The organism is Streptomyces sp. MB09-01 (assembly GCF_033794505.1).
In the GTDB taxonomy this organism is placed as follows: Bacteria; Actinomycetota; Actinomycetes; order Streptomycetales; family Streptomycetaceae; genus Streptomyces.
Genome location: NZ_JARAYQ010000013.1, coordinates 1 through 26,738 on the forward strand (window position 1 = coordinate 1; position 26,738 = coordinate 26,738).

The 26,738-nt window shown below is 71.7% G+C and carries 28 protein-coding genes and 1 pseudogene; 17 read left to right on the forward strand and 12 right to left on the reverse strand.

Features of this window, described 5'->3' with window-relative positions:
- Positions 1-108: 108 nt before the first annotated feature.
- The gene (locus PV721_RS04675; protein WP_319721508.1) at positions 109-258 is read left to right on the forward strand and encodes a hypothetical protein; all 150 of its coding nucleotides are present in this window, start codon (positions 109-111) and stop codon (positions 256-258) included.
- 25 nt (positions 259-283) lie between these two features.
- Positions 284-1,048, forward strand: coding sequence for a hypothetical protein (locus PV721_RS04680; protein WP_319721509.1), 765 nt, complete (start codon positions 284-286; stop codon positions 1,046-1,048).
- Between the two features lie 16 nt (positions 1,049-1,064).
- On the opposite strand, the gene PV721_RS04685 is transcribed toward PV721_RS04680, so the two are convergent.
- Both PV721_RS04685 and PV721_RS04690 read right to left on the reverse strand, forming a co-directional pair.
- Positions 1,065-1,484, reverse strand: a complete 420-nt coding sequence (locus tag PV721_RS04685) for a PPOX class F420-dependent oxidoreductase (protein ID WP_319721510.1) — start codon at positions 1,482-1,484, stop codon at positions 1,065-1,067.
- A 73-nt stretch (positions 1,485-1,557) separates the two neighbouring features.
- Entirely contained in the window at positions 1,558-2,763 is a 1,206-nt protein-coding gene (locus PV721_RS04690) for a DUF1266 domain-containing protein (RefSeq protein ID WP_319721511.1), read from the reverse strand.
- A gap of 102 nt (positions 2,764-2,865) precedes the next feature.
- Between PV721_RS04690 and PV721_RS04695 the strand changes: the two genes are divergently transcribed.
- Positions 2,866-3,210: a glutaredoxin domain-containing protein gene (locus PV721_RS04695; protein ID WP_319721512.1), complete on the forward strand. Its 345-nt coding sequence runs from the start codon at positions 2,866-2,868 to the stop codon at positions 3,208-3,210.
- A gap of 32 nt (positions 3,211-3,242) precedes the next feature.
- Here PV721_RS04695 and PV721_RS04700 read toward each other — a convergent pair whose 3' ends face one another.
- Positions 3,243-3,494: a hypothetical protein gene (locus tag PV721_RS04700; RefSeq protein WP_319721513.1), complete on the reverse strand. Its 252-nt coding sequence runs from the start codon at positions 3,492-3,494 to the stop codon at positions 3,243-3,245.
- 456 nt (positions 3,495-3,950) lie between these two features.
- Here PV721_RS04700 and PV721_RS04705 point away from each other — a divergent pair, with 456 nt between their 5' ends.
- On the forward strand, positions 3,951-5,873 hold the full coding sequence (locus PV721_RS04705; protein ID WP_319721514.1) for a C1 family peptidase: 1,923 nt from the start codon (positions 3,951-3,953) through the stop codon (positions 5,871-5,873).
- Between the two features lie 29 nt (positions 5,874-5,902).
- Positions 5,903-6,226 carry a protease inhibitor I42 family protein gene (locus tag PV721_RS04710; RefSeq protein WP_319721515.1) on the forward strand — a complete coding sequence of 108 codons (324 nt, stop codon included), beginning with the start codon at positions 5,903-5,905 and terminating at the stop codon, positions 6,224-6,226.
- On the opposite strand, the gene PV721_RS04715 is transcribed toward PV721_RS04710, so the two are convergent.
- Entirely contained in the window at positions 6,198-7,388 is a 1,191-nt protein-coding gene (locus PV721_RS04715) for a DUF418 domain-containing protein (protein ID WP_319721516.1), read from the reverse strand. The two genes, PV721_RS04710 and PV721_RS04715, sit on opposite strands and share 29 nt — an antisense overlap.
- A gap of 162 nt (positions 7,389-7,550) precedes the next feature.
- On the opposite strand from PV721_RS04715, the gene PV721_RS04720 reads away from it, so the two are divergent.
- Genes PV721_RS04720 through PV721_RS04730 form a run of 3 tightly spaced genes read left to right on the forward strand, consistent with a single transcriptional unit; the run spans position 7,551 to position 10,755 of the window.
- Positions 7,551-8,210, forward strand: coding sequence for a GntR family transcriptional regulator (locus PV721_RS04720; RefSeq protein ID WP_319721517.1), 660 nt, complete (start codon positions 7,551-7,553; stop codon positions 8,208-8,210).
- Positions 8,207-9,694 (forward strand): MFS transporter, encoded by a 1,488-nt coding sequence (locus PV721_RS04725; RefSeq protein ID WP_319721518.1) that lies wholly within the window; start codon positions 8,207-8,209, stop codon positions 9,692-9,694. Before PV721_RS04720 ends, PV721_RS04725 begins: the two co-directional genes overlap by 4 nt.
- A gap of 47 nt (positions 9,695-9,741) precedes the next feature.
- A complete protein-coding gene (locus tag PV721_RS04730; RefSeq protein WP_319721519.1) occupies positions 9,742-10,755 on the forward strand; it encodes a helix-turn-helix domain-containing protein in 1,014 nt (337 codons plus the stop codon).
- Positions 10,756-10,769: 14 nt separating this feature from the next.
- Here the strand turns inward: PV721_RS04730 and PV721_RS04735 are convergent, their stop codons facing one another.
- Positions 10,770-11,594: a maleylpyruvate isomerase family mycothiol-dependent enzyme gene (locus PV721_RS04735; RefSeq protein WP_319721520.1), complete on the reverse strand. Its 825-nt coding sequence runs from the start codon at positions 11,592-11,594 to the stop codon at positions 10,770-10,772.
- Between the two features lie 150 nt (positions 11,595-11,744).
- Here PV721_RS04735 and PV721_RS04740 point away from each other — a divergent pair, with 150 nt between their 5' ends.
- Complete coding sequence (locus PV721_RS04740; protein ID WP_319721521.1) at positions 11,745-12,524, forward strand: carbon-nitrogen family hydrolase; 780 nt, start codon at positions 11,745-11,747, stop codon at positions 12,522-12,524.
- 5 nt (positions 12,525-12,529) lie between these two features.
- On the opposite strand, the gene PV721_RS04745 is transcribed toward PV721_RS04740, so the two are convergent.
- Positions 12,530-12,895, reverse strand: a complete 366-nt coding sequence (locus PV721_RS04745) for a hypothetical protein (RefSeq protein WP_319721522.1) — start codon at positions 12,893-12,895, stop codon at positions 12,530-12,532.
- 122 nt (positions 12,896-13,017) lie between these two features.
- Positions 13,018-13,515, reverse strand: a complete 498-nt coding sequence (locus PV721_RS04750) for an LURP-one-related/scramblase family protein (protein WP_319721523.1) — start codon at positions 13,513-13,515, stop codon at positions 13,018-13,020.
- A 32-nt stretch (positions 13,516-13,547) separates the two neighbouring features.
- Between PV721_RS04750 and PV721_RS04755 the strand changes: the two genes are divergently transcribed.
- Together PV721_RS04755 and PV721_RS04760 are read left to right on the forward strand one after the other, a co-directional pair.
- The gene (locus PV721_RS04755; RefSeq protein WP_319721524.1) at positions 13,548-14,351 is read left to right on the forward strand and encodes a hypothetical protein; all 804 of its coding nucleotides are present in this window, start codon (positions 13,548-13,550) and stop codon (positions 14,349-14,351) included.
- 71 nt (positions 14,352-14,422) lie between these two features.
- Entirely contained in the window at positions 14,423-14,944 is a 522-nt protein-coding gene (locus tag PV721_RS04760; protein ID WP_319721525.1) for a DUF4240 domain-containing protein, read from the forward strand.
- Between the two features lie 5 nt (positions 14,945-14,949).
- Here PV721_RS04760 and PV721_RS04765 read toward each other — a convergent pair whose 3' ends face one another.
- Both PV721_RS04765 and PV721_RS04770 read right to left on the reverse strand, forming a co-directional pair.
- A complete protein-coding gene (locus PV721_RS04765) occupies positions 14,950-15,591 on the reverse strand; it encodes an MSMEG_1061 family FMN-dependent PPOX-type flavoprotein (protein ID WP_319721526.1) in 642 nt (213 codons plus the stop codon).
- Positions 15,592-15,620: 29 nt separating this feature from the next.
- Entirely contained in the window at positions 15,621-16,175 is a 555-nt protein-coding gene (locus PV721_RS04770; protein WP_319721527.1) for a Uma2 family endonuclease, read from the reverse strand.
- 323 nt (positions 16,176-16,498) lie between these two features.
- Here PV721_RS04770 and PV721_RS04775 point away from each other — a divergent pair, with 323 nt between their 5' ends.
- The 6 genes and pseudogenes from PV721_RS04775 to PV721_RS04800 all read left to right on the forward strand — a co-directional run bounded on the left by PV721_RS04775 (position 16,499) and on the right by PV721_RS04800 (position 22,584).
- On the forward strand, positions 16,499-18,064 hold the full coding sequence (locus tag PV721_RS04775; RefSeq protein ID WP_319721528.1) for a recombinase family protein: 1,566 nt from the start codon (positions 16,499-16,501) through the stop codon (positions 18,062-18,064).
- 459 nt (positions 18,065-18,523) lie between these two features.
- Positions 18,524-18,766, forward strand: coding sequence for a hypothetical protein (locus tag PV721_RS04780; protein WP_319721529.1), 243 nt, complete (start codon positions 18,524-18,526; stop codon positions 18,764-18,766).
- 12 nt (positions 18,767-18,778) lie between these two features.
- Entirely contained in the window at positions 18,779-19,297 is a 519-nt protein-coding gene (locus PV721_RS04785) for a DUF6879 family protein (RefSeq protein WP_323806074.1), read from the forward strand.
- 13 nt (positions 19,298-19,310) lie between these two features.
- Positions 19,311-20,158 (forward strand): annotated as a pseudogene (locus PV721_RS04790) (helix-turn-helix domain-containing protein).
- Between the two features lie 63 nt (positions 20,159-20,221).
- Positions 20,222-20,446, forward strand: coding sequence for a hypothetical protein (locus PV721_RS04795; protein WP_319721531.1), 225 nt, complete (start codon positions 20,222-20,224; stop codon positions 20,444-20,446).
- Positions 20,447-20,739: 293 nt separating this feature from the next.
- A complete protein-coding gene (locus tag PV721_RS04800; RefSeq protein WP_319721532.1) occupies positions 20,740-22,584 on the forward strand; it encodes an NHL domain-containing thioredoxin family protein in 1,845 nt (614 codons plus the stop codon).
- A gap of 32 nt (positions 22,585-22,616) precedes the next feature.
- Here the strand turns inward: PV721_RS04800 and PV721_RS04805 are convergent, their stop codons facing one another.
- The 3 genes from PV721_RS04805 to PV721_RS04815 all read right to left on the reverse strand — a co-directional run bounded on the left by PV721_RS04805 (position 22,617) and on the right by PV721_RS04815 (position 26,734).
- The gene (locus PV721_RS04805; protein ID WP_319721533.1) at positions 22,617-23,909 is read right to left on the reverse strand and encodes a M18 family aminopeptidase; all 1,293 of its coding nucleotides are present in this window, start codon (positions 23,907-23,909) and stop codon (positions 22,617-22,619) included.
- Between the two features lie 101 nt (positions 23,910-24,010).
- The gene (locus PV721_RS04810; RefSeq protein ID WP_319721534.1) at positions 24,011-24,739 is read right to left on the reverse strand and encodes a hypothetical protein; all 729 of its coding nucleotides are present in this window, start codon (positions 24,737-24,739) and stop codon (positions 24,011-24,013) included.
- Positions 24,740-24,907: 168 nt separating this feature from the next.
- Positions 24,908-26,734: an acyl-CoA dehydrogenase gene (locus tag PV721_RS04815; protein ID WP_319721578.1), complete on the reverse strand. Its 1,827-nt coding sequence runs from the start codon at positions 26,732-26,734 to the stop codon at positions 24,908-24,910.
- Positions 26,735-26,738: the final 4 nt, after the last annotated feature.

The following is a 26,738-nucleotide window of genomic DNA, read 5'->3' on the forward strand; positions in this document are numbered from 1 at the left end:
CCGCCCGCCCCGCCCGGCGGCGTCCGCCCTCCCGAAGTGGGCGGCGCCCCTGCTGGACCGCATCGAGCAGGGTCCGGGGGCAGCCTCCTGACCCGGGCCGGCTCCGTCGTGAACGACAAGCCCTTCGCGCCGTACTGCGACGAGGTGCCCGAGCCGGGCGTCCTGCTGCCCTCCTCCGGCTCCCCGCAAGGGATCCGGCGCGGATTCCGGGCCTGCGCGCACGCCCTGGAAGGGCAGGGGGACGGCCCCGGGCGGTAATCTCCCGCCCGGGGAAGGGGGTCGGGTGTCCATCGCCGAATTGCAGGTGTACTCCGTCGAGGAGGCCGACGTCACGGGCGGCGTGTGCGTGGTCCGCTGCGTCGGCGGGGTGGCCCGGGCCGGGCAGGTCTACGCCGTCGGGGAGTCGCGGATGGGCCTGCGCCACATCGAGCGGTACGGGCGGCCCGTCGCCTCCTTCGACGCCGGCCACGTCGCGAAGGTCCACTTCACGGGCGCCGTGGTCGCCCTGCTCACCCGGGGGCAGGTGCTGACCTCGGTGCCGCCCGACGGGCACTCGCTGGAGGACCTGGAGGCCTGGCTGGCCACCGGGCCCCCGCTGCGGGACGAACCCCAGCCGCGGACCCTGCGCGTCCTCGCCGGAGTGCGGATGCGGGACGAACGGCTCCCCGACGAGGTCCGGCTGCGCTGGGGGCGGGTCGCGCTGGCCGCCACCCACCGGTGCGCGCAGGCCGAGGGCACACCCGCCCTGGCCGCCGCGCCCGAACTGGCCTACGTACAGGGCTACTTGATCCAGCAGTTCGGTCCGGCACGCGGTGGCGACCCGGCGGCCCTGTGCCGGGAGCTGCTGGCGCTGATCGACCTGACCCCGACGCAGGCGGCGGCGCAGGGCCGCGGCTGGCGCGACCTCCCGCACCACCGCATTCGGCACCTGCGCCGCATCAAGAGCCTGATCCCCTGGCTGACCGCCGTACGCCCGCACCTGCCGGACGACGGCCCCCTGGCGGAAGCGGTCGACGCCTGGTCGGCGGTCCGGCCCGACCTGCCGTGACCGGGCCCGGGACGATCTAGCCCGCTGCGCGCGCGGCGTTGCCGAGGACCTTGGTCGGGGTGATGCGGACGACCACGCGGACGTCCTCCGCCGGGGCGTCCCGGTACTCCTTGCCGCCGCCCGGTCCGAGGTACTCCTCGGCGATGCGGACGGCCACCGCGCGGCCGACATCCTCGGTGACGGTGGCCGTGCCGCGGATCTCGGCGTAGAGGAAGGGGTTGGCCAGGTCGAAGACGGTGACGCCGACCCGCCCGTCCCGGAGGATGTTGCGCTCCTTGCGGCGTCCCCGCTCGGTGGAGATCAGCAGGTCGCCCCCGTCGCGGCTCACCCAGATCACGGAACTCTGCGGACTGCCGTCGGGGTTGATGGTCGACAGGACGGCGGGGTGCGGGGAGTCGAGCAGCCCGCGCACGGTCTCATTCAGCTCAACAGTCATGGCGGCGAGGCTAGTCGGGGCGCCGGCGGGCCGCCGCCGGTTTCCGGGCCCTGCGGTGACTAACCGAAGTCGGTCAGTTCCAGGGGATGTTGAGCCACGGGCTGGCCGGGTCGGTGGTCAGTGCGACGTGTGCGGCGAGGGCCGTCGTGTACCAGGTGCCGAACTCCTCCTCGTCGAAGTGCAGGCACCGGCCGAGGACGTACCCGGCGGAGAACTCCTCCCACGAGCGGTACGTCTGGCGGGCGGCGTCCCCGGCGCGCAGTACGGCCTTCTCGGCCTCGTGGAGGGTGCCGTAGCGGCAGCCGATGCCCCAGCGGGCCATCTGCGAGGCCCGGCCGAGGTCCCAGGCCTCCACCGAGCGGACCCAGCCGTCCTCGGGGAGCAGCCCGTCGGCGCGGAAGCGCTGCTCGTAGCGGGCGATCCGGCCGATGAGCCGCTTGACGCCGGTGATCTCGCCCTCCACTTCGGCGGTGGGGCGCGGCTGGGCGACGGTGACCCCGTCGGGGGTGAGCTGCGGCTCGGCGGAACGCTCGGCGCTGCGGCGCAGGCTGGCCTCGGCGGCGTGCCGCCAGTGCTCGATGTCGACCGGCCCCGCGAAGTCGGAGGCGAGGACGCGGCGGACGCGGAGCGCGAACTCCCAGACGGGGCTGACCACGTCGACGGTCAGGAGCTGCTCCAGGGCGGAGAGCCAGCCGGCGCGGTCGGTGATGCTCCAGCTCTTCGCGACGCGGCGGCGCTCGTGCTGGTAGCCGCTGCCGTGGTAGGCGAGGGCGTTCCAGAACTCGCCGTTCGTCACGGCGAGATGGCCGCCGACGGCGAGGCCGTGGGCGATGGGCCCGTGCAGCGGCCCGCCGGTGAAGAGGGCGTGGACCTTCCCCTCGGGGAGGCCGTACGCGGGCGCGGCGTCCGCGTGCGCGCGCCAGCGGGCCAGGTCGGCGGGGGCGGTGGTGAGGTACGCCTCGGTGGGGGAGCCCGGGTTCACGGCGAGGAAGGCGGGATCCCCGGGGCCCCAGACCTTGGAGAACCAGCCGAGGCTCCGGGACTCGAAGACCGTTTCGGGGGCGGGCGCGGGCAGCATGCCGGCGGTGTGGACGACGAGCATGCGGTCCGGGGTGGCGTGGAAGAACACGGAGTCGGGATGCGCGTCGGACTGGACGCGGTGCTGGACCAGGTAGAGCTGGGCGCGGGCGAGTACGTCGAAGTACGCGGCCCAGTCGCCGGCGGCCTTGGCCTCGTACAGCTCTCTCTCGATGACGCTCGGCGCGATCCAGGTCCCCATACGGGGACCTTATACGGGCCCCTCCACGGGCCGCCCGGCCCGTACGGCCCTCTCCCTGACCGGCGCCTCCCGGCGTAGGCTCCGGGGCATGACCCGGTTCCCGTGCGTGAAGTCCGTCCACCCGGCGGCGAGATGAACGACGGCGCGATGAACGACGGCGCGATGAACGACGGCGGGACGAGCGACGGCACGGCGAGTGACGGCACGGCGAGCGGCGTCACGATGTACTGGCGGCCGGGGTGTGCGTTCTGCATCAAGCTCCGCACGCAGCTGCGCCTGGCCCGGATCCCGTACCGGAAGGTCAACATCTGGCGGGACCCCGAGGCGGCGGCCTTCGTCCGCAGCGTGGCCGACGGCAACGAGACCGTTCCGACGGTGGTCGTCGGCGACCACCCGGCCATGGTGAACCCGTCCGTACGCCGGATCCGCGAGGCCCTGCAGGGCTGAACCCGCGACGGCACGGCAGTCGGTGCCGGGCCCTACCGGCCCGAGGCCGCCTTCATCGCCGCGAAGACGGTGATCACGACCGTGGCCAGGACGACGACCTGGTTCCGCTTCCCCTGCAGGCGCCTGCGCTCGGCGGGCGCGATGCCGCTCTTGTCCGCGGCGCTGCGCCAGGGCTTGGTGGCGCGCCAGAGGAACGTGACGGCGAGGGCGGCCACGGCAAGGGTTCCGACGACCTGCCCGGCGGCGTAGTTCTGCGAGGCGGGGTCCACGGACAGGGGGATCATGAACCGCATCGTATGCGTGATCGAATGGCCCGTGGATCACGATCGGGCATCGTCCGAGCCGCCCGCGCGCGTGCGGGTCCGGCCGCCGCCGAGGCGGCCGCCCTGACGGGGCGTCACCTGGAGGTGATGGGGTATCCGCTGGTCAGGGGCGTAGGTACGCCGGTTGCGCGGCGTGTCACCGGCGGGCCGGCGGGCTCCAGCGTCGTGACCGACCTGGTCGCCGCCCTCGTCGCCCTGCTCACCGGCCTCGGCCAGCCCGGATTGCCCGGCCTCCCGCTCCCCGTTCCCCCGCTTCCCGTCAAGTAGCCCCCGAGCGCCGCCGCCCGGCCCGGGGGAGGTCCGGGCGGCACGCCCCCCGTGCCACCGCGCGACCGTGCGGACCCCCTTGACGCCCCCCGGTGGGGGAGGGACGCTCGCGGGTCTCGCATCCGAGCGGTTGCACACTGGGGGGCCGGTATGCCGGAGGAGTCTGTCCAGACGGTGGGGGAGCTGCGGGCGCGGCTGGCGGCGCGGGGGGCGCGCTGGTCCGTCCTGGAACACCTGGCCGACGAGGAGCCGGTGCCGCGGCCCTCGCTCGGCCTGGAGCCCGGGGCGAACCTGACGCGCGCCGAGGACGTGGGGCCCGTCGATCTGCGGGGGATCATCGGGCACGAGAGCGGGAATCCCCACCTGACCCGGCGCCGGGCCGCCCACGGGTTCCTGCCGGGCCCGGCGACGACCGGCGCGGCCCGGCCCGCCGCCGTGGACTGGCGCAGCCGCTGGGGCGTGCCGTGGATCACCAAGGTGAAGGACCAGAACCCGTGCGGTTCCTGCTGGGCCTTCGGCGCCGCCGGCCTGGTGGAGTCCATGGCCCGCATCGAGCACTGCGCGTGGGCGGAGCGGTCCGAGGGGGACGTGCACGACGGTCTGCGCTTCACCTGCGGGCAGGGTTCCAATCCGGAGACCGCGCTCGACTGGATCAAGGGCAACGGCGGGCTGGCCGACCCGGACTGCTGGCCGTACAGCACCCCGCCCGCCGGGCTGCCCGCCGCCCGCCGCGACGCCTGGCGCGCCGAGTACACGCCCAGCTGGGACCGGTCCGGGCGCACCGTCCGGATCACCGACTACGTGCGGCTCGGCGACGTCGAGCAGCAGAAGGTCTGGCTGGACACGGTCGGCCCGCTGACCGCCTGCTTCGACGTGTACGACGACTTCTTCGGCCTCGGTTCCGGCGTCTACCACCGCACCAGCGACCAGCTCGCGGGCGGCCACTGCGTGCTGATCGTCGGCTACGACGACGCGGCCGGCTGCTGGCTGTTCAAGAACTCCTGGGGGACCGGCTACCACGTCGGCGGCTACGGCCGGATCGCCTACGGCGAGGTCGCCATCGACCACTGGGCCAAGTGCGGCCTGCGCGGCACCAACATCGACCCGTGGACCAAGCGCCGCCTGCACACCGGCAACGTCTACGAGAGCGGCAACGGCCGCGCCCACCGCAACTTCGAGCTCCTCGCCACCACCACCGGAGGCCGTCTCCAGCACTGGTGGCGCGAGGGCGACGCCCCCTTCGCGTGGGCCCGCGCGGACGCGTTCGCGCACGACGCCTCCGGCCAGCCCGCCTTCACCGGGACCACCTACAACCGCAACATGGAGTCCCTGCACGTGACCACCGGCGGCCGGCTGCGCCACTGGTACTTCGAGCAGTCCGTGCGCGTCTGGCGCGACGGCGGCGCCTTCGGCCCGGGCGACGCGGCCGTCGGCTCGACCCCCGCCTTCATCCAGAGCGACTACGGCCGGCCCGGCAACTTCGAGGTGGTCGTGCGGACCGCCGACGGCCGCCTCAACCACTGGTGGCGCATCAACGGCGCCCCCTGGACCTGGAACGACGGGGGCCGCTTCGCCTCCGGCATCGCCCACTACGGCCCCGCCCTCGTCCAGACCCGCAGCCGCCACCTCGACCTCGTCGCCGCCCGCACGGACGGCCGCATGCAGCTGTGGTGGCGCGACGACCCGAACGGCTTCGCCTGGCGCGCCGGGGAGGTCTTCGGCAGCGGTACGGCGGCCGTCTCCGCGCCCTGCATGATCGAGGGGCAGTACGGGGCCGCCGACGAGGACACCGCCGGGAACTACGAGCTGTGCGTGGCCGTCGCCGGCGGCCGCGTGGAGCACTGGTGGCGCGGCAACGCGGGCGGCTCGGCCTGGAGCCGCAGCGCGGTCTTCGGGCACGACGTCGCCGCGGTCACCGGGATGCTCCAGGGCAGTTTCGGGTTCAACCTGGAAGTCGTCGTCCTGCGCACCGACCGCCGCCTCCAGCACTACTGGCGTGGGGGCACCTCCCGGACGGAGTCTGGGGGAGGCGCGGGCTGGCACGAGGGGGCGGTCATCGGCCCCGTCGGCTGAGATCCGACAGCGGAGAGGACCTGCCGGGCGTGGAGGTACGGAGCGTCGTGCTGAGCCCTGGTGAACCGTACGAGCTGCGGCTCACCGGGCGCGGCGCGCGCGGGTACGTGTGGACCTGGCAGGTCACGGGGGACGCGGACGTGGTGGCGGTGACGGAGGGGCCGACGGCCTCCGGTGACAGCCTCCCCGGGGCCCCGGTCGAGCGGACGTACGTCGTACGGGGCCTTCCCCCGGGCGGTGGCCGGGCCCGGATCCGCTTCGCCCAGGTCCGGCCGCCCTACCCGCAGGAGGCTGCGTACGACGAGTTCGTGCTCGACGTGGAGGTCACCCCGCGGACGGGCGGCGCGGCCTGAGGACCGCGTGCTGCACGGCCTCCAGCGGACCGCGCTCGAAGCGGCGCAGCCACAGCCACGCCCCGGCCGTCAGGGTCAGGCTCACTGCGGCCCACAGGCCCATCACCCACCAGGGGCCGCTGCCGCCCAGCCGGGCGGCGAGGCCCAGCCCGATGCCGTAGCAGAGCAGCATGCAGAGCAGGTTCTGGCCGACGTAGCAGGACAGGGCGGTGCGGCCGACGGAGCCGAGGGCGGTGGTCATGGAGCGGGGGACCCACAGCCGGTCGAGGGCGATGCCGATCAGTCCGATGTAGCCGAGGGCGACCAGCGGTGCGGCGCCGTAGCGGCCCAGGGCGAAGAAGTCGTCGCCGCCGAGGGCGGTCGCGGCGTTCAGTGGCAGTCCGAGGCCCAACCCCCAGGCGGCCAGCCGGGCCCGGATGCGGCGGCCTGCGCCGGTGGCGGTGAAGGCGCCGGCGCGGTGGAGCCGCACCCCGAGGAGGAAGAGGAAGACCAGCAGCCCGAAGGAGAAGACGGGCTCGATGCGCAGGGCGAGGGGGTTCTCCAGGCGGAAGGCGATCTGCGCGCCGTAGCCGCCGTGCGCGTACAGCTCGACGGCGGCCGGATCCGGTCCGTCCGGTGCGCCGTCCGTCCGGCTCAGCGAGTCGAGCGTCACCAGGGCGACCAGGGCCAGGTGCACCCCGCCCGCCGTCCACATGGCCACCCGCCGGACCTTCTCGGAGCGGGCCAGGAGCCGGGCCACCAGCAGTGCGGTGACGGCGTAGCCCATCAGCACGTCCCAGGCGAAGACGAGGACGAAGTGGACCGTGCCCTCCAGGAAGAGGAACGCGGCCCGCCGCGGGTAGCGGCCGGGCCAGGGCTCGCCGCGGCGGGCGGCGGAGTCGTACTGGATGGCCAGGCCCACCCCGAACAGGATCGTCAGCAGCGCCAGGAACTTGCCGTCGGCGAGGAACCGGAAGACGGCCTCGGCGAGGTTCGCCGCGGAGGGGTCCGCGATCGGGTCGGGCGTTCCCAGACCTCCCTGGAGCACGCTCCACTCCGAGCCGGGGGAGGCGAAGATCCAGACGTTGGTCATCAGGGTGCCGAGGACGGCGGCGCCGCGCAGGACGTCCAGCAGGGGGAGCCGGGTGGTCGTGCGGACCACCGGGGCGAGGGTGTCGGCCATGACTCCAGGCTCCCGGCGCGCGGGGCCGCGTACGTCCTGCGGCCGGACGAAGACGCGGTACATCCTTCGATGCAGAGGGAGCGCGAACGGGTCGGAGGCCGGGCCGGTCCGCATCCTGGACCGGGCCCGACCATGCACCTGTGTTGTATCTATGCTGTGCGCATGTCCGCCGCCCCTGCCGCCACCAGCACCGCGACCGCCGCCGAACGCGTCTACCGGCACGTCAAGCACGGTGTGCTCGACCGCCGCTACGAAGGCGGCACCCTCCTCACCGAGGGCGAACTCGCCGAGGCCGTCGGAGTGTCCCGCACCCCGGTCCGCGAGGCGCTGCTGCGCCTGGAGACCGAGGGGCTGCTGAAGCTGTACCCGAAGAAAGGCGCGCTGGTGCTGCCGGTCTCCGCGCAGGAGATCACGGACGTGCTCGAAACCCGCCTGCTGGTCGAGGAATTCACCGTACGCAGGGCCGTACCGGCGCCACCCGGCCTGCTGGACCGGCTCGCCGCCCTGCTGGAGGAACAGCGCCGGCACGCCGCCGGGGGCGACCTCGCCGCGATGATGGCCGCAGACCGGGGCTTCCACGCCGAGATCGTGCGCAGCGCAGGCAACCAGATCCTGTGCCGCCTCTACGACCAACTCCGCGACCGGCAGCTGCGGATGGGCGTGGCCCTGCTGCACGCCCACCCCGACCGGCTGGAGCGCACCCTGGCCGAGCACGCCGAGATCCTGGACGCGCTGCGCGCCGGGGACGCGGACACGGCCGCCGCGGCGGTCCGCGGCCACATCGGGCGGGTCGGGGAACTGGTCCGGGGGCCGGGCCGGTGACCGCCCGGGGGAGCGCGCCTCAGCCCGTCGAGGACCGGCCCGGCGGCGGACGGGCCGTCGCCGTCTGGTCCATCGGCGTCGCCGTGTACTTCGTGGCGGTGATCTTCCGCACCAGCCTGGGCGTTGCCGGTCTCGACGCCGCCGACCGCTTCCACGTCAACGCCTCGGCGCTGGCCACCTTCTCCCTCCTCCAACTGCTCGTCTACGCGGGCATGCAGATACCCGTGGGCCTGATGGTCGACCGGCTCGGCACCAAGAAGGTGCTGACGCTGGGCGCGGTGCTCTTCACCGTCGGCCAGCTCGGCTTCGCGCTCTCTCCCTCCTACGGGATGGCGCTCGCCGCGCGGGCGCTGCTCGGCTGCGGTGACGCGATGACCTTCATCTCGGTGCTGCGGCTCGGCACCGGCTGGTTCCCGGCCCGGCGCGGGCCGCTGATGGCGCAGCTCGCCGGGCTGGTCGGCATGGCGGGCAACCTCGTCTCCACGCTCGTCCTCGCCCCCGTCCTGCACGGCGTCGGCTGGACCGCGGCCTTCGCGGGGAGCGCGGTGGCCGGGCTGGTGGTGCTGGTGCCGCTGGTGCTGTTCCTGCGGGACCACCCGGAGGGGCACGAGCCGGCGCCGGCCGGCGTCCGGGCCGCAGGGGCTGCCGCGGGGCCTGGCGCCGGGGCTTCCGCGGGGGCTTCCGGGGGGTTCGTCCGCCGTCAGATCAGGGAGTCCTGGAGCGAACCGGGCACCCGCCTCGGCCTGTGGGTGCACTTCACGACGCAGTTCCCGGCGATGGTGTTCCTGCTGCTGTGGGGGATGCCGTTCCTGGTGGAGGCGCAGGGGCTGTCGCGGACCACCGCGGGCGGACTGCTGACGCTGGTGGTCGCCTCCAACATGGCGCTCGGACTCGTCTACGGCCAGATCGTCGGACGCCGCCAGTCCGCGCGGATCCCCCTCGCGCTGGGCACGGTCGGCCTCACGGCCCTCCTCTGGGCGGCCGTCCTCGCCTACCCGGGGGACAGTGCGCCGATGGGCCTGCTGATCGCCCTGTGCCTGGTCCTCGGCGGCTGCGGTCCGGCCTCGATGATCGGCTTCGACTTCGCCCGTCCGGCCAACCCGGCGGAGCGCCAGGGCACCGCCTCCGGGATCACGAACATGGGCGGCTTCATCGCGTCGATGACCACGCTGCTGACCGTGGGCGTCCTGCTCGACGCCACCGGCGACAACTACCGCATCGCCTTCTCGACGGTGTTCGTCCTCGAAGCGCTGGGCGTCTCCCAGATCCTCCGGCTGCGCCGCCGCGCACTGGCCCGGGAGGCGGCCCGGGAGGCGGCCCGCCACCGCATCACGATCCCCGCGCCCGCACCCGTACCCGCAGGTGGGGCCGTACGCGGCGGCGCCGGACCGGGTAGGGACCGGGGTGCGGAACCGGGCCCGGAACCGGACCCGGTCTCCCGCGCGTGTCCCCTGCCGGACGCCGCAGGGCGCGAGGGACCGTAGGGCAGCCGTCCCGGGAGGGAGCGGCACCAGGAGGGGGAACCGCAGGAATGTGGACGAAGCTGTCCGCCGACGCCGTGCCGGTGGTGGAGAGGTTCGACTGGTTCAACGACGTCGTCTCCCACTCGCTGATGCCGCTCGCCCTCGCCAGTGAACGGTCCGCCGACTTCCAGGCGGAGGCGGCGGTGCTGGACCTCGGCGTCGTACAGGTGTCGTCCTTCGCGTACTCGCACGTACGGTCGCGGCGCACGCCCGCACTCATCCGGCGCGGGGACCCCGAGCAGTACCAGCTGTCGCTGCTGACCCGCGGCCGGATGTGGATGTCCCAGTGCGGCGGCGAAGCGGAACTCGCCCCCGGCGACATGATCCTCTGGGACACCTCGCACCCCTTCGAGGCCGACTGCCGCCCCGGGAAGGGCACGCTCGGGGCGCTGGTCGTCCAGCTCCCGAGGACCGCGCTGCCGCTGCGCGCCGGCCGGATCGACCCGCTGCTCGGCCGCCGCATCGGCGCGGAGAGCGGGATGGCCGCGATCCTGGCGCAGTTCCTCACCTCACTCGGAACGCACGGCTCCGAATGCTCGCCGCAGGAGCTCCGGCGGCTCGGCACGGTGGCCGTCGAACTGTCCGCCGCCGTCCTCGCCCAGCGCGCCGACGCCTACGGGGAACTCCCCGCCGAGACCCGCACCCGCGCCCTGCGCGAGCGGATCGACGTCTTCGTCGAGCACCATCTCGGGGACCCCGAACTCACCCCGGGCCTGATCGCCGCCGCGCACGGGATCTCCGTACGCCGCCTGTACCTGCTGTTCCGCGAAGGACCGGAGAGCGTCTCGGCCACCGTCCGGCGCCGCCGCCTGGAACGCTGCCGCGACGATCTGGCCCGCCCCGAGCTGGCCGGCCGGCCCGTCCACGACATCGCCGCCCGCTGGTGCTTCGGCAACGCCGCGGCCTTCAGCCGCGCCTTCCGCGACGCGTACGGAATCAGTCCTACCGAATTCCGCCGCGCCGCAGCGCGCGTCGAGCAGCCCCGGCAGCCGCAGCAGTCCCGCCAGTCCCGGCAGTCATAGCCGTCCCGGCAGTCCTAAGGCGTCACGGAGAACTGCGTGAGGATGGCCTCCGCGAGCTCCGCGTCGCCCTCCACCTTCACCCGGTCGGCGACGACGTGCGCCCGCACCCGCCCCGCCGCCAGCCGGACGTACGTCTCCCAGTCCAGCGTCAGCGTCACGGCCGGGCCCAGCGACGGCGACTTGTCCACCGTGCCGCGGCCGTCGGCGTCCACCCGCACCGTCCGCATGAACTCCAGCGCACCGTGCACGTCGATGACCACCGCCGAGTTCACCGGCGCCCCCGCCCGCTTCGCCACCACCTTCGGCAGCCCGGCCAGCAGGAGGTCCCGCGTCACGTACGCGCCCGGCGAGTCCCAGTTCCCCGGCACGCCCAGCGCCGCCCGCAGGTCCTGCTCGTGGATCCACACGTCGAACGCGCGCAGCCGCAGCGCGTGCTCCAGCGTCACCTGGTCACCCAGCGGACCCCGCACCATCGTGTCCGGATCCCGCTTCTCGTTGCGCAGCTGCCGCGAGCGCCGGATGACGGTGTACTCCAGCTCCGAGGTCATCTCCGGCGCGGTGTGGTGACGCCGCACGTCGACCTGCACCTCCATGTACCGGCTGAACTCGTCCACCACGTGCCGCAGGTCCCGCGCCACGGTGTGGATCGGCCGCGGGTCCCCGAGTTGCTCGCATTCGATGCCGATGATGTGTGACACGACGTCACGCACCGACCAGCCGGGACACGGCGTCGCCCGGTTCCACTCGCCCTCGGTCAGGGGGAGGACCAGCTCGGATATCGCCTCGATGGAGTGGGTCCACGCGTCGGCATAGGGCTGAAGGCTGGGATGGACGGTCAACGGGACCCCTCGCGGTGCTGTTCAGTGGCGCGTTTTCGGAAGCAGTGGACTCAGTTTCCAAAACTACGCTGCCGGTGAGCACCCCGGCAGTGCTTTCGTGTGACGATCGTAGGCCCGAGTTGACGGCTTGAACGCCAGGACGGTGGTAGTGTGCGCGCCTCGCTGATCCAAATCGCAGTGAACGAGGGCGAGTCGGTGACTTCCCGACGCGCCCGCGTGGCCGAGCTCGTTCGCGAGCAGGCGGACTCCGACCTCGTCGTGCTGCCGGAACTGTGGCCCGTGGGCGCCTTCGCCTACGAGCAGTTCGAGACCGAGGCGGAACCACTGGACGGCCCGACCTACGAGGCCATGTCCAAGGCCGCCCGCGACGCCGGGGTCTGGCTGCACGCCGGCTCGATCGTGGAGCGCGCGGGCGACGGCTCCCTCTACAACACCGCCCTCGTCCTCTCCCCGGCGGGCGAGCTGGCCGCCACCTACCGGAAGATCCACCGCTTCGGCTTCGACCAGGGCGAGGCGGTGCTCATGTCGGCCGGCGACTCCCTGACCACGGTGGAGCTGCCGGAGCAGACCCTCGGCATCGCCACCTGCTACGACCTGCGCTTCCCGGAGCTGTTCCGCGGCCTGGTCGACGCCGGAGCCACCACGATGGTCGTCGCGGCGGGCTGGCCCGCGCGCCGCCGGTCGCACTGGACCCTGCTCAGCCGGGCGCGCGCCGTCGAGGACCAGTCGTACGTCCTGGCGTGCGGGCTGGCCGGCACCCACGCGGGCGTCGAGCAGGCCGGGCACAGCCTGGTGGTGGACCCGTGGGGCGAGGTCCTGGCGGAGGCGGGCCCCGGCGAGGCGGTCCTCACCGTGGACCTGGACCCGGCCAAGGTGCCCGACACCCGCGCCCAGTTCCCGGCCCTGAAGGACCGCCGCCTGGGCCGCTGACCCGGTCAGCCGGTGTGGAACCAGGACCGGACCGCGAGCGCGGTGGGAACCGGGCAGGCCAGGGCACCCAGGAGGAGCAGCCGGCCCGCCACGGCCAGCCGGCGGATTCCGGGAGCGAAGGCCAGAGCGGTGAGCGCCGCGGCGGCGCCCACGGTGATCAGGGCGACCCGCAGCACGAGACCTCCGACCGGGGCCCCGGCCGCCGCACCCCAGACGACGGCGAGGGCGAAGAGGCCGGCCAGCCAGGCGAGCGAAAGGGAGGTGACCGTCCACAGCAGGGCCGCGAGCACGGCGACGACGGGCCGCTCCTCGGGAACGGCTCTCGTCGGCCGCCCCGGGCCGTACAAGGCCGCGTACGTGCTGGGGTTCACCGGGGGCTCCTTCCGTGGGGACGTGCACGATCCTCGCCCCCGGCCCGCCGCCACGGCATGAGCGCGCGTGCTCACTTCCCCCGGGCCCGCACGTGGGGCACGGAGGCGGGCACCGGCACGTCCTAGAGGCCGTCCTCCCGCTCCTCCTCCGCCATCCGGATCACGCACACCGCGACCGCGACCAGCAGCGCCGCGTCCGCGTCCTCGCGGACCACGTCCACCGCGTACGTCTCGCGGACCCGGTACCACTGCCGTGAGATCAGCGCGAGCAGTTCCCCGTCGTACTCGACCTTGAACTCCCGGTCCAGGATCCGCCCGCTGACGTCGAGCTCGGTGCCCTCGGCCATGGTCACGCGGAAGTGGTTGCGCAGCAGCGAGAAGCGTTTCCTGCGGATCACCGCGAGCCGCCGCTCGTCCCGCTCCAGGGTCATCGCTTCGCGGAAGCTGAGCATCTTCTCCCGCAGGGTGATCAGGATCCGCCCGTCCGGGTCCTTCAGCTCCAGGGTGTCCCGGACCCGCAGCGCCTTCCCGTCGACGAGGAAGGCGTGGCGCCCGTCCTCGTCCTCGATCCAGTAGTCGTCCCCGATGGCCAGCACTTTGTCCCGTACGAGGTATTTCATGCGCTGATCAGTGCCCGCGATAGGTTTCCGCCATGCCACTCCTCTACGTGACCGACCTGGCCTACCCGGCGCGCGGCCGCCGCTACTGCGACGAGGACATATTCCTCACCTCCCGGCTGCGGGCCGACTTCGAGCTGGCCCTGTGCCACCCCGCGGACGCCGAGGTGCTCCTCCCCCTGGGCTTCGACGCGGTGATCGTCCGCAACAGCGGCCCGGTCCTGCACTACCAGGAGGCCTACGACTCCTTCCGCGCCGCCGCCCTCGCAGCCGGCACGCCGGTCTACAACCCCCTCACCGGCCGCGGCGACATGGCGGGCAAGCAGTACCTCCTCGACCTGACGGCCGCCGGCTACCCGGTCATCCCGACGATCGACGACCCGGCCCGGCTGGCGGAGCTGCCGCAGGTGCCCCAGTACGCGGTCAAGCCGAAACAGGGCGCCGACTCCATCGGCCTCACCTTCACCGCGACACCGGACGGCCCGGCCGGGGCCGTGCTGATCCAGCCGCGCATCGACTTCACGTACGAGGTGTCCTTCTACTTCGTCGACGACGCCTTCCAGTACGCGCTCCACGCCCCGGATCCGTCCCGCCGCTGGGAGCTGGAGGCCTACGCCCCGACCGAGGCGGACCTGGCCTTCGCCCGCGCCTTCATCGCGTGGAACACCCTCGAGCACGGCATCCAGCGCGTCGACGCCTGCCGGGCCCCCTCGGGCGAACTGCTCCTGGTCGAGCTGGAGGACCTGAACCCCTACCTCTCCCTGGACCTCCTCCCGGCGGAGGTCCAGAACACCTTCGTGGCGGCGCTCACCCGGTCGCTCCGCAGCTTCATCGATTGATCAGAGGATCTCTCCATTCCCTCCAGGAATCCTTCGCAGGCGATGTCAGTGCCGGGTGCCAGGCTTTTCCCATGGACAAGCAGACGTTCTGGCAGCTGATCGAGACGGCCCGCGCGGGCAGCGATGCGGACGAGGTGGCGGGGCGGGCGGCGGAGCTGCTGGCCGCCCGTCCGGCGGGGGAGATAGCCGCGGCCCAGCAGGTGCTGTGGGACCTGCTGGCGGAGTCCTACCGCAGCCCGCTCTGGGCCGCGGCCTACATGATCAACGGCGGTTGCTCGGACGACGGCTTCGACTACTTCCGCGGCTGGCTCCTCACCCAGGGCCGGGACGCCTTCGAAGCGGCCCTGGCCGACCCGGACTCCCTGGCGGCCCACCCGGCGGTCCGCGAGGCCGCGGCCGACGGCCACGAGCTGTGGAACGAGGAGGCGCTCTCGATCGCCTGGACCGCCTACGAGTCCGCCACCGGCCGCGAACTCCCGGCGGACTCCTTCACGATCAGCTACCCGCCCCTGGACCCGTCCTGGGACTTCGACTTCGACGACACGGCCGAACTCGCGCCCCGCCTGCCGCGCCTGAGCGCCCTCTTCTACTAGGCCGTCTACTCGTAGCGGTACTGCAGCGACTCGCGCTCCTGCCGCCGGATGTCCTCGATCGTCAGTCCGGGCAGGTCCAGGTGGGAGAGGGTGACCTCGGCGGAGCTCGGGGCGGCGTCCTCGGCGAGCCACTGCCCGGGCTTCCACGCGTTGCCGCGCAGGAACGCCTTCGGGCAGTGCTGGTAGGCCTCCTCGACCGCCACGACGATCGCGCTGCGCGGGGGCTTGCCGACGGCGGTCAGCTGCTCCAGCAGCCGCGGATCGGCGGAGACGCAGGCGCGCCCGTTCACGCGCAGCGTGGTGGCCCGGCCGGGGATGACGAAGATCAGCCCGGCCCGGCCCGTCTCCACGATGTTGTGGGCGGTGTCGAGCCGCTTGTTGCCGGTGGCGTCGGGGACGGCGAGGGTGAACTCGTCGAGGACGGCCACGAATCCGGGCGGACCGCCCCGGGGCGTCACGTCGCAGCTCCCGTCGGCGCCGGCACTGGCGACGAACACCAGCGACGACCGCCCGATGACCGCCCGGGCGGCCTCGTGGATCCGGTCCACGGCCTTGCGCCGGGCCATCTCACCCGGATCCTCGTACAGCTCGCGCAACTGCTCCGTGCTCCGGACGGCGGTGGCGTTCACGGCGTCGAATATCGTCACGCCTCCGCACGCTACCGGGTGATCACCGGTCAGAGCCCGCTGGTGTCGAGCTCGATCCCGAACGGCTCGGGCAGCGGCACCGGCGTCCCGAACGGATGCGGCCCGTCCACCTTGGTGTACTCGAGCCGCCCGGGCTCGGCGAACAGCGTCACCGCCTGCTCCATCCGGTCGACCAGCAGGTACAAGGGTGCGCCGTATTCGGCGTACCGCTTGCGCTTCACGACCCGGACGGTCTCGGCGTTCGACTCGGAGGTGATCTCGACGACGAGCAGCACCTGGGCCGGCACCAGCGCACTCCCGCCCTTCGCCAGCGCCTTGGGGACGACGGCGAGGTCGGGGACGTACCAGTTCGACGAACCGGGAAGGTCCAGGTTTCCCGAGCCGGTGACGCAGCCCAGCTCCTTGACCCGGGGGCGGATCTGATCTCGGATCTCGTCGGCGGCGTTCTCGTGGTCCCAGCTCGGCGTCACGTTGCTGATGACCCCTTCAACGATCTCGGTGCGGTCTTCGCTGTGGTGCTGGACGGCGTACTTCAGCGCGCGCTCGGGATCGATGCCTTCGCTGTAGTCGTGCGCGGTGGCCATTCCGGACGCCTCCCTTGCTTCCCGTGACCAGACTCCCACGGGCTCCCACCGCCCGTCGTCACCCCTGCGGGTGCGCCAGGACCTGTGACCCGGTGTTCATACCCGGATGGCAAGCTTGAAGGATGAACGATGCTGCCCCGGCGCCCACCCCCGCGCCCGCGCCCCGCCGTGCCCGTGTCCGTGCCCCCGAGCTGATCGGCAAGGGTGGCTGGCTGAACACCGGTGGTAAAGAGCTCACCCTCGCCGAGCTGCGAGGTAAGTGCGTTGTTGTAGATTTTTGGATTTCCTGAACCAATGTGCGCACTTCTCGTTAGCGTGGGGACGTGCACCAACACACCACTGCTGACCTGTACTTGCGCCTGTCCCTGGACCGGGAGGGCAAGACCGCGATCGACCGCCAGGAAGCCGACTGCCGGGCGTGGGCGGAACGCAACGGACTGACCGTCCGCAAGGTCCACATCGACCGTGGACGTTCCGGCTACAAGAACGTCAGTCGCAAGGGTTTCGACGCGGCGATCACAGCAGCCACGGCCGGCGTCGTGGGCGTCCTGATCGTCTGGAAGCTCGACCGTCTGTCCCGCAAGGGCATCGGAGAGGTCGGCAAGGCGCTGGACGATATAGGCCGGGTCGGCGGACGGCTGGTCTCCGTCATGGACGGGCTCGACACGCGGAACGACAGCGCCCGCGTCACCATCGCGATGCTGGCGGAACTCGCGCGCAATGAGTCGCGCAATCTCGGGATGCGTGTCGGCAGCGCAAAGAGATACCTGCGGCAGCGCGGGCAATGGATCGGTGGGCAGCCGCCCTACGGGCTCCTGGTGGACCCGGAGACGAAGAAGCTCGTCCACGACCCCGAGACCGCCGTCTACGCCCGCCTGATCGCTGACGAAGCACTGTCCGGGAAGGCTCTCGTTCACATCGCCCGACTGCTGAACGAGAACGGGGTGGAGTCGGCCCGCGGAGGAGAGTGGAACTCATCCAGCGTCATGCAGCTCCTTCGCTCACCGGCCTTCGCCGGTCTCATGCCGCAGACCGAGTACGAGGAGCAGCCGGATGGGACACGCAAGTACATGAACCGGGTCTCTCCCTACCGGGACCCGGAGACGCTCGAAACCGTGAGTATCGGCGAGGGGATCATCACGGTCGGGGAGCGTGAGCTCATCCTCCGCCAGCTCGAAGCGCGCACGTTTCCTCTGGCGGGGAAGCGGCACGGTCACAAGCAGGGGAAGTCGCTGCTCACCGGGATAGCGCGTTGTGGGCTCTGTGGGGCCCGGATGAGCAAGGCCGGCACGTCGTACCAGTGCTCCAGCCACCGGATGGGGCGAGGATGCTCCGGCGTATCGGCTCGGGTGGAGAGCATCGACGACTACGTGACCCGGGCGTTCCTCTCACGCCTGCCGTCCCTGGAGCCCCAGGACCCGCTGCTCGCCGTGATCGCCGATCGCTGGGTACAGAGGGAGGACCCGGAGGTTTTCGCGAAGCGGGACGCGATCGAGGCGGAGATCGCGGACGAAGGGGCCCGTCTGGCGGACCTGGAGGAGGCCAGGTACGTCCGTGGTGAGTTCACCGGCGCAGACGCGATCGACCGGTACAACCGACTCGCCGGGCGACTTCGTACCCGCATCGAGGGGCTGCGCGCGGACCTACTGCGGATGCCGACCCCTTCCGTGGACATCTCTCCGCTCCTGGACGCGAGCCTGCTGCGTGAATCTTGGGAAGCCGACGATGCGGCCGGAAGGCGTGAACGCCTTGGCCTCGCAATCGATCGCGTGGAAGTCCGGCGAGGCAGGGTGGGCGTGAGGTTCAACGGTGACGAGCGCTGCCGGATAGTCTGGGCGACCAGAGGCGAGGCTGGGGCGGAGTCAACGGGTGACGAAGTGACGGAATGACGGTCGAAGCCCATTACCCCTTTAAGAGATGTTCTGAGTCTCTATAGATGGAATAGAACAAAACGTCATTCCGTCACTGGGGCCATCGGAGGGTCGGCGCGAAGTTGCGCTGTGGTCACCATCCCGACCCCGGCCCCAGCTCGGAACGCGCACGCTGGGTGCGACGCCGTTTTTCGGGCTCATCATGGCTCTGACCAGCGCATATCGACCGCCCAAGGCGCGAGAGCGGCACAGTTAACGCCCTGCAAAGCCCGCCGAAGGCCCCACGGAGCCGCCCGGCGGCCGGTGGAACACCCTGAGCCCCCGTGCTCGTCGCCCCTGATCTGGGCAGCGGGTGCGGGGGCTTTCGTCCGTTCGATGACAGCCCAACCGCCTTGTCTGAACGCCCTCTTGCGCGGCTCAGTCGCAGGGGTGAGGCTCGTGCACGCTGGTGCAACCCACGCGACGGCGGGAGCGACCATGACCCTAAAGTTCCTCGGCATCATCCCGAACACGCCGACTGACGAGTCTCCGACGATCTGGCTCCATGAGGAGACCGGCGACCTTCTGATTCAGTCGTACAGGGCGACCGAGGACGAGGTGAAGACGTGCCAGGAGATCGGTTCGATCCCGGGCCACTCCACGGACGTTCCGGACCACGAGACGATCATCCGGCTGCCCGCGGTGATGCTGAAGTACATCCCGCGCCCGGACGACAACTGAGAGGCAGGCCGCGTGCAGCCACCCGCCCGTCATGCACTGGCACGAGCACAGCACTCGGCGGTGCACCTTGAGTTGCGTGACAGCTACATGCTCGATGACCCTGAGTTCATCGCGTGGCGGCAGGGGAAGCGCCTCGACCCCGCTGACCTGTATTCGTGGTGGGGCGGCTGGCACGACGCGGTGAAGGAGGCGACGGCCCGCGGGGTCGTGGTCCGTCGGGTCCGGATCGTGTCGGAGCCGATCAGCGACTACGTGCGGTACGAGTACGACTGCACCTTCACGAACATCGCGGCGGGTGAGCTGGTCCGGTGGCTGCCCCGGCGGCAGACCACGGACTTGGCCTTGCCGGGCACCGACTTCTGGCTGTTCGACGGCGCGCAGGCGCTCTTCCACCACTTCACCGGGAGCGGGCAGCTCGACCAGGACGGGCGGGAGTACAAGGACGACCCCGAGCGGGTGAAGCTGTGCGCCGGCGCCTTCGAGGCAGCCTGGCAACGGGCCGTTCCACACGAGGAGTATCGACCGCGCTGAGCTGTCACCCACCATGGCCGTCTCACCCTCATCAAGCGCACAGCAGGCCCGGCAGGCTCTGGCGAATCGACTCGCTGAGCTGTGCCGGGATGCCGGCCTCACCGGACGGGACATCGCCCGTCTGTGCTCCTGGCATCCGTCCAAGTCGTCGCGGATCATGAACGCGCGCACGCCCCCGTCCGCTGACGACATCCGGGCATGGTGCCGGGCGTGTGGCTCGGAAGAGCAGACGGAAGACCTGTTGGCCTCGCTGCGCACCGCCGAAGGCATGTGGGTCGGGTGGCGGCGCAGGAGCGCGCCGGGCTCAAACAGGCACAGGAAGCCCGTCTCCCGCTCTTCGAGCGAACCCGCCGGTTCCGCGCCTACTCCTCGTGGTTCGTTCCGGGCCTGATCCAGACCTACGGCTATACGGAAGCCGTTTTGCGCGCGGTCCAGCGCAGACGGGTCGAAGTGGACGACGTCGCCGATGCGGTCGCCGTCCGCATGGAGCGTCAGCGCGTGCTCTACAAGGGTGATCGGCGGTTCGCGTTCCTGGTTGAGGAATCGGTCTTGCGGAACGGGCTCGGCGGGGCGGAGGTACAGGAGGAACAGCTCCGCCACCTCCTCACGGTCGGCTCTCTGCCCAGCGTCAGCCTGGGCGTGGTCCCCACGTATACCGAGCGATCGCGGATGCCGGTGGAGGGGTTCTGGATCTTCGACACCGGACAGGTCAACGTCGAGTTGGTCTCGGGCTACCTCACGCTGACCCAGCCCAGCGAGGTTGCCGCGTACGGGGACACGTTCAGGGAGCTGGCCGACATGGCGGTCTACGGAGCGAAGGCGCGAGTACTGATCACCAGCGTGATTCAGACCCTGCGGTGACAGCCGTGCAATCTCATGCAATCTCGTGGGAAGTGCGACCTCGGCGTTCCTAGCGTGGTCACCATGCGGACGACACGAGATCGGGCCGTGAAGCCGATCACCTATGCGCAGGCCCCGGTAGAGCTGCCGCTGCGAACAGATCCGGAGCCCGTACCGGCAGCCGGCTGCGGAGTCTGCGCCGCCCTGGCCGTGCAGCGTCGAGAGGCCCGCCTCGAAGGCGACGGCTCCGTGGTCAGTGACTGCAACGTGGAGCTCCGGAACCACCCGCACCCCGGGGAGTCGACGTGAGCGTGAAAGCCGTGCTGCGGTACGTGAGGTACATCATGCGGCGCCACCCATCGGCCGAGACCACGGCAACCGCGCAGTGCCTGAACCCGGAATGCCGGTGGACCTCCGAGCCGACCGGGAACGCGGACGTGTGCACCGACATGTGCATACAGCACACTGGCCGGACCGGGCATATGACCTACCTCCGAGAATTCTCGGAGGTCGCCGTGGTGGAGCGGATCCCATAGCTGCGCGGGACAACGGCGTCGTACGGCCGTGATCCGGTGTTCATGGGCCAATGGCAAGCTTGAAACATGAACGATGCTGCCCCGGCGCCCACCCCCGCGCCCGCACCCCGCAAGCGTGCCCGTGTCCGTGCCCCCGAGCTGATCGGCAAGGGTGGATGGATCAACACCGGCGGGAAGGACCTGAAGCTCGCCGACTTCCGAGGTCGCACATTGATCCTCGATTTTTGGACCTTCTGCTGCATCAACTGCCTGCACGTCCTCGACGAGCTGCGCGAGCTGGAGGAGAAGCACCGCGACACCGTCGTGATCATCGGTGTGCACTCGCCGAAGTTCGTGCACGAGGCCGAGCACGCCGCCGTCGTCGACGCCGTCGAGCGGTACGAGGTGCACCACCCCGTGCTGGACGACCCCGAGCTCGCGACCTGGAAGCAGTACGCCGTACGCGCCTGGCCCACGCTCGTCGTGATCGACCCCGAGGGCTACATCGTCGCCCAGCACGCCGGTGAGGGCCACGCCCACGCCATTGCGAAGCTGGTCGAGGAGCTGGAGGCCGAGCACGAGGCCAAGGGGACGCTGCGGCGCGGGGACGGGCCGTACGTGGCGCCCGAGCCGGTCGCGAGCGACCTGCGGTTCCCCGGGAAGGCGCTGCTGCTGCCGAGCGGGAACCTGCTGGTGTCGGACACCACGCGGCACCAGCTCGTCGAGCTGGACGCGGACGGGGAGAGCGTCGTGCGCCGCATCGGCAGCGGCGAGCGCGGCTTCGGCGGGGACACCTTCAGCGAGCCGCAGGGGCTGGCGCTGCTGCCCGACGGGAGGGTCGTGGTCGCCGACACCGTCAACCACGCCCTGCGGACGTACGACCCGGCCACCGGGCACGTGGAGACCGTCGCCGGGACCGGGCGCCAGTGGTGGCAGGGCTCGCCCACCTCCGGGCCCGCCCTGGAGGTGGACCTGTCCTCGCCGTGGGACGTGGCCTGGTGGCAGGGCAAGGTGTGGATCGCCATGGCCGGTGTGCACCAGCTGTGGACCTGGGATCCGGAGAACGGCACCGTCGCGGTCGCCGCCGGTACCACCAACGAGGGGCTGCTCGACGGGCCGGCCGCCGAGGCCTGGTTCGCCCAGCCGTCGGGGCTCGCGGCCGCCGGGGACCGGCTGTGGATCGCCGACTCCGAGACCAGCGCCCTCCGGTACGTCCACCCCACCGACACCGGATACGCCGTCACGTCCGCCGTCGGGACCGGCCTGTTCGACTTCGGGCACCGGGACGGGGACGCGGGCCAGGCCCTGCTCCAGCACCCGCTCGGAGTGACCGCCCTGCCCGACGGCTCGGTGGCGGTGTCCGACACGTACAACCACGCGCTGAGGCGCTACGACCCCGCCACCGGGCAGGTGTCCACGCTCGCCACCGATCTGCGCGAGCCCAGCGACGCCGTGCTGGTCGGCGCCGACGTCGTGGTCGTCGAGTCCGCCCGGCACCGGCTGACCCGGCTGCGGCTCCCGGAGGAGGCCGTACGGGTCGAGTCCGTGGCCCACCGTACGCAGCGGGCCGCCACCGAGGTGGCGCCCGGCACGCTCCGGCTCGACGTGGTGTTCCAGGCGCCGGCCGGGCAGAAGCTCGACACCCGCTACGGGCCGTCCACCCGGATGCTCGTCTCCTCGACCCCGCCCGAGCTCCTCGCCGGGGGCGAGGGCGCCGGGACCGACCTGTTCCGGGAGCTGGCGCTGAACCCGGAGGTCACCGAGGGCGTGCTGCACGTCTCCGCGATGGCGGCGTCGTGCGACGACGACCCCGCCAACGAGTACCCGGCCTGCCACGTCCACCAGCAGGACTGGGGGGTGCCCGTACGCGTCGGCGCCGACGGCGCCTCCCGGCTGCCCCTCGTCCTCGCCGGGATGGACGAGGAGGGGTGACACCCCCCTGAGGCCCCAGGGCCTTCCTGGGGTCAGCCCTCCAGGAAGGCCACCAGGGCGTTGGCGAGGAGGTACGGGTCGTCGGCGCCGCACAGTTCGCGCGCGCTGTGCATCGACAGGATCGCGACGCCGATGTCCACGGTCTGGATGCCGTGGCGGGCGGCCGTGATCGGGCCGATCGTCGTGCCGCACGGCATGGAGTTGTTGGAGACGAAGGTCTGCCACGGCACGCCGGCCCGCTCGCACGCGCTCGCGAACACCGCGCGCCCGCTGCCGTCCGTCGCGTACCGCTGGTTGACGTTGACCTTCAGGATCGGGCCGCCGTTGGCACGCGGGTGGTGCGTCGGGTCGTGCCGTTCCCCGTAGTTGGGGTGGACGGCGTGCCCGGTGTCCGAGGACAGGCAGATGGTGCCCGCGAAGGCCCGCGCGCGGTCTTCGTACGAGCCTCCACGGGCGAAGACTGAACGTTCCAGCACGTTCCCCAGCAGCGGGCCGTCCGCGCCGGTGTCCGACTGCGAACCGTTCTCCTCGTGGTCGAAGGCGGCCAGCACCGGGATGTGGTCGAGCTTCTCGGCGCCCGAGACCGCTGCCAGCGCCGCGACGCCCGCGTGCACCGACAGCAGGTTGTCCATGCGCGGGCCGGCCACCAGCTCGCGGTCGCGGCCCAGGTAGGCGGGCGGCTCGATGGAGTGGACCATCAGGTCCCAGCCGGCCACCGAGCCCTGCTCCAGGCCCTCTTCCTCCTCCAGGAAGGCGATCAGGTCGCCCTCGTGCACGTCGCCCAGGCCCCAGATCGGCTGCATGTGCCGCTGCTTGTCGAGCTTGAGGCCGTCGGTGTTCACCGACCGGTCCAGATGTACGGCGAGTTGGGGCACGCGCAGCAGTGCGCGGTCCACGTTCACCAGGCGCTCGCTGCCGTCGCGCAGGGTCAGCCGGCCGGCGAGGCCCAGGTCCCGGTCCAGCCAGGTGTTGAGCAGGGTGCCGCCGTAGATCTCGACGGCGATCTGCCGCCAGCCCTGGGAGCCCGTGTCCGGCTGCGGCTTGACGCGCAGGTTCGGGGAGTCGGTGTGCGCGCCGACGATCCTGAACGGGGTGTGCGCGGCCGCGCCTTCGGGGACGTACCAGGCGATGAGCGCACCGCCGCGGAGCACGAACTTGCCCCCGGTGCCCGCATCCCAGGCGTCCGTTTCCGACAACTGCCTGAAGCCTGCCTTCTCCAGCCGCTCGGCCGCGTTGGCCACGGCGTGGTACGGCGACGGACTGGCCGTCAGGAAGGTCATCAGATCGTCGGTGTGGCCGCGGTCGAAGCGGGCGGGAGAGCTCATGTGGTTCACCTTAACGACGGTCGTGTTCGTCATGGCCGGACTGCGACGGATGGCCGGAGGTCGGGGGCCGCAAGGTGGGTGATCTGCGGTCCCGTCGGTTTTCAGCCCGGCGGGCGCTCGAATCGGCGCTGCAGCTGTCTGCGCTCGCCCCGGCGGATGCGCGGGAGCATCTCCGGGGTCTGCGGGGAGCGCTGCGCGCGTCTCTTGCGTCCGGCGCAGAAGATACAGGCCTCACCGGGGGGTGCATCGGGGTCGATGGGCGCACCGGGGTGCTCGGAGCAGCCGGAGGCGTTGCGCGGCCGGGACAGCTCGCGGGCGACGATGAAGGCGCGGTGGAGGTCGTCGGCGATGCGGACGAAGTCCTCGGCGGGGGAGGACAGGCCCAGGTGGAACCGCTGGTCCTCGACGGTGCGCACGCACGCGCGCAGTGCCTGGAGCGTGTACGGGCCCTCCGGTACGGGGTACCCGAGGCGGCGCTGTTCCCCGGCGGGGGCGGCGGCCGGGCCGCCGTGCCGGCGCTGTCCGAGGCGTCGCCGGTCGTTGCAGATGAGGCAGCGGCCCCAGCCGTCGGGTGCCTCGGGGTCGAGGGCGCCGTTGGGGTGCTCGGAGCAGCCGGTGTAGCTCTTGGCGGGGGCGAGTCCGGCGGCCGTCTGGAAGGCCACGTACAGCGCGTCGGCGATGGCGTCGTACTCGGCGGGGTGGGCGCCTTCGTACAGCTCGCGCAGGTGGTCGCCGAGACTGCCCAGGCTCGCCTGCAGCTCCTTGAGGGCGTACGGGCGTCCGGTGGGGACGGAGTACCCCCTGCTGCCGTGCTGATCCTGTGGACTCATGCGTACGAGCGTCCCATGAACGACTGACATCGGGGGAAAGCCGCAGGACAGGGCCCTGGGGCGGACCGGGCAGCGCATGCGCCAGCGGCCGGGACCCCGTGCTGGGGACCCGGCCGCTGTGCGTACACGGCGTACAGGTGTGGCGGGCGGGCGGTGCCCGCGCGCAGCCTAGAAGGCGGCTTCGTCGAGCTCCATGAGGGAGTTGTCGACGGCCTCGGCCAGCGCGCGCTGGACCGAGACGCCCGGGAGGACCTCGGCCGCGAAGAACTTCGCGGCGGCGATCTTGCCGGTGTAGAAGGGGACGTCCTTCGCGGAGGCCGTCGCAAGCTTCTCGGCGGCCACGGCGGCTCCCCTGAGCAGCAGGTATCCGACGACCACGTCGCCGGAGGCCATCAGCAGGCGGGTGGTGTTCTGGCCGACCTTGTAGATGTTCTTGACGTCCTCGCCGGTGGCGGTGAGGTCGACGATCATCTGGCCGACGATGGCCTCCAGGTCCACGGCGGCCTTGGCGAGCGCGTCGCGGGCGCCGGCCAGCTCCTCGCCGCCGACGGCCTCGGCCAGGAACTTCTTGATCGTCTCGGAGAGGAGGTTCAGCGAGGCGCCCTGGTCGCGGACGATCTTCCGGAAGAAGAAGTCCTGGCCCTGGATGGCCGTGGTGCCCTCGTAGAGGGTGTCGATCTTGGCGTCGCGGATGTACTGCTCGATCGGGTACTCCTGGAGGTACCCGGAGCCGCCGAAGGTCTGCAGGGACTGCGCGAGCTGCTCGTACGACTTCTCGGAGCCGTAGCCCTTGACGATCGGCAGGAGCAGGTCGTTCAGGCCGATGAGGGCGGAGGCGTCCTCGCCGGCGGCCTGCTTGACCTGGATCTCGTCCTGGACGGTCGCGGTGTGCAGGACGAGGGCGCGCATGCCCTCGGCGTACGCCTTCTGCGTCATGAGCGAGCGGCGCACGTCGGGGTGGTGCGTGATGGTGACCTTGGGCGCGGTCTTGTCCATGAAGTTCGCCAGGTCGGGGCCCTGCACGCGCTCCTTGGCGTACTCCAGCGCGTTCAGGTAGCCCGTCGACAGGGTCGCGATGGCCTTCGTGCCGACCATCATGCGGGCGAACTCGATGATCATGAACATCTGGCGGATGCCGTCGTGCTTGTCACCGATCAGCCAGCCCTTGGCGGGGTGCTGGTCGCCGAAGGTCATCTCGCACGTGTTGGAGGCCTTGAGGCCCATCTTGTGCTCGACGTTGGTGGCGTAGACGCCGTTGCGTTCGCCCAGCTCGCCGGTCTCCCAGTCGAAGTGGAACTTCGGGACGAGGAAGAGCGACAGGCCCTTGGTGCCCGGGCCGTGGCCCTCGGGGCGCGCGAGGACGTAGTGGAGGATGTTCTCCTCCATGTCGTGCTCACCGGAGGTGATGAAGCGCTTCACGCCCTCGATGTGCCAGGAGCCGTCGGCCTGCTGGACGGCCTTGGTGCGGCCGGCGCCCACGTCCGAGCCGGCGTCCGGCTCGGTGAGGACCATGGTGGAGCCCCAGCGCTTCTCGACGGCTATCTGGGCGACCTTCTTCTGCGCCTCGTTGCCCTCTTCGAAGAGGATGCCGGCGAACGCCGGGCCGGAGGAGTACATCCAGATGGCCGGGTTCGAGCCGAGCAGAAGCTCCGCGTAGGCCCAGATCAGGGAGCGGGGCGAGGTGGTGCCGCCGATCTCCTCGGGCAGGCCCAGGCGCCAGTACTCCGAGTCCATGAAGGCTTCGTAGCTCTTCTTGAAGGAGGCCGGGACCGGCGCGGTGCTGGTGGCCGGGTCGAAGACCGGCGGGTTGCGGTCGGCGTCCGCGAAGGACTCGGCCAGCTCGTTCTCGGCGAGGCGGGCGAGCTCGGACAGGACGCTCTTGGCGGTCTCGGTGTCCATCTCCTCGAACGGACCGGTGCCGTACTGCTTGTCGCGGCCGAGCACCTCGAAGAGGTTGAACTCGATGTCGCGGAGATTCGACTTGTAGTGCCCCATGGCG

Excerpts from the sequence above, each read along its gene's own strand:
- PV721_RS04805 (WP_319721533.1), bottom strand. The coding sequence starts at position 23,909 with ATGAGCTCTCCCGCCCGCTTCGACCGCGGCCACACCGACGATCTGATG.
- PV721_RS04685 (WP_319721510.1), bottom strand. The coding sequence starts at position 1,484 with ATGACTGTTGAGCTGAATGAGACCGTGCGCGGGCTGCTCGACTCCCCG.
- PV721_RS04715 (WP_319721516.1), bottom strand. The coding sequence starts at position 7,388 with ATGGCCGACACCCTCGCCCCGGTGGTCCGCACGACCACCCGGCTCCCC.
- PV721_RS04690 (WP_319721511.1), bottom strand. The coding sequence starts at position 2,763 with ATGGGGACCTGGATCGCGCCGAGCGTCATCGAGAGAGAGCTGTACGAG.
- PV721_RS04780 (WP_319721529.1), top strand. The coding sequence starts at position 18,524 with ATGACCCTAAAGTTCCTCGGCATCATCCCGAACACGCCGACTGACGAG.
- PV721_RS04720 (WP_319721517.1), top strand. The coding sequence starts at position 7,551 with ATGTCCGCCGCCCCTGCCGCCACCAGCACCGCGACCGCCGCCGAACGC.
- PV721_RS04810 (WP_319721534.1), bottom strand. The coding sequence starts at position 24,739 with ATGAGTCCACAGGATCAGCACGGCAGCAGGGGGTACTCCGTCCCCACC.
- PV721_RS04760 (WP_319721525.1), top strand. The coding sequence starts at position 14,423 with ATGGACAAGCAGACGTTCTGGCAGCTGATCGAGACGGCCCGCGCGGGC.
- PV721_RS04800 (WP_319721532.1), top strand. The coding sequence starts at position 20,740 with ATGAACGATGCTGCCCCGGCGCCCACCCCCGCGCCCGCACCCCGCAAG.
- PV721_RS04770 (WP_319721527.1), bottom strand. The coding sequence starts at position 16,175 with ATGGCCACCGCGCACGACTACAGCGAAGGCATCGATCCCGAGCGCGCG.
- PV721_RS04755 (WP_319721524.1), top strand. The coding sequence starts at position 13,548 with ATGCCACTCCTCTACGTGACCGACCTGGCCTACCCGGCGCGCGGCCGC.
- PV721_RS04700 (WP_319721513.1), bottom strand. The coding sequence starts at position 3,494 with ATGATCCCCCTGTCCGTGGACCCCGCCTCGCAGAACTACGCCGCCGGG.
- PV721_RS04730 (WP_319721519.1), top strand. The coding sequence starts at position 9,742 with ATGTGGACGAAGCTGTCCGCCGACGCCGTGCCGGTGGTGGAGAGGTTC.
- PV721_RS04795 (WP_319721531.1), top strand. The coding sequence starts at position 20,222 with ATGCGGACGACACGAGATCGGGCCGTGAAGCCGATCACCTATGCGCAG.
- PV721_RS04750 (WP_319721523.1), bottom strand. The coding sequence starts at position 13,515 with ATGAAATACCTCGTACGGGACAAAGTGCTGGCCATCGGGGACGACTAC.
- PV721_RS04815 (WP_319721578.1), bottom strand. The coding sequence starts at position 26,734 with ATGGGGCACTACAAGTCGAATCTCCGCGACATCGAGTTCAACCTCTTC.
- PV721_RS04705 (WP_319721514.1), top strand. The coding sequence starts at position 3,951 with ATGCCGGAGGAGTCTGTCCAGACGGTGGGGGAGCTGCGGGCGCGGCTG.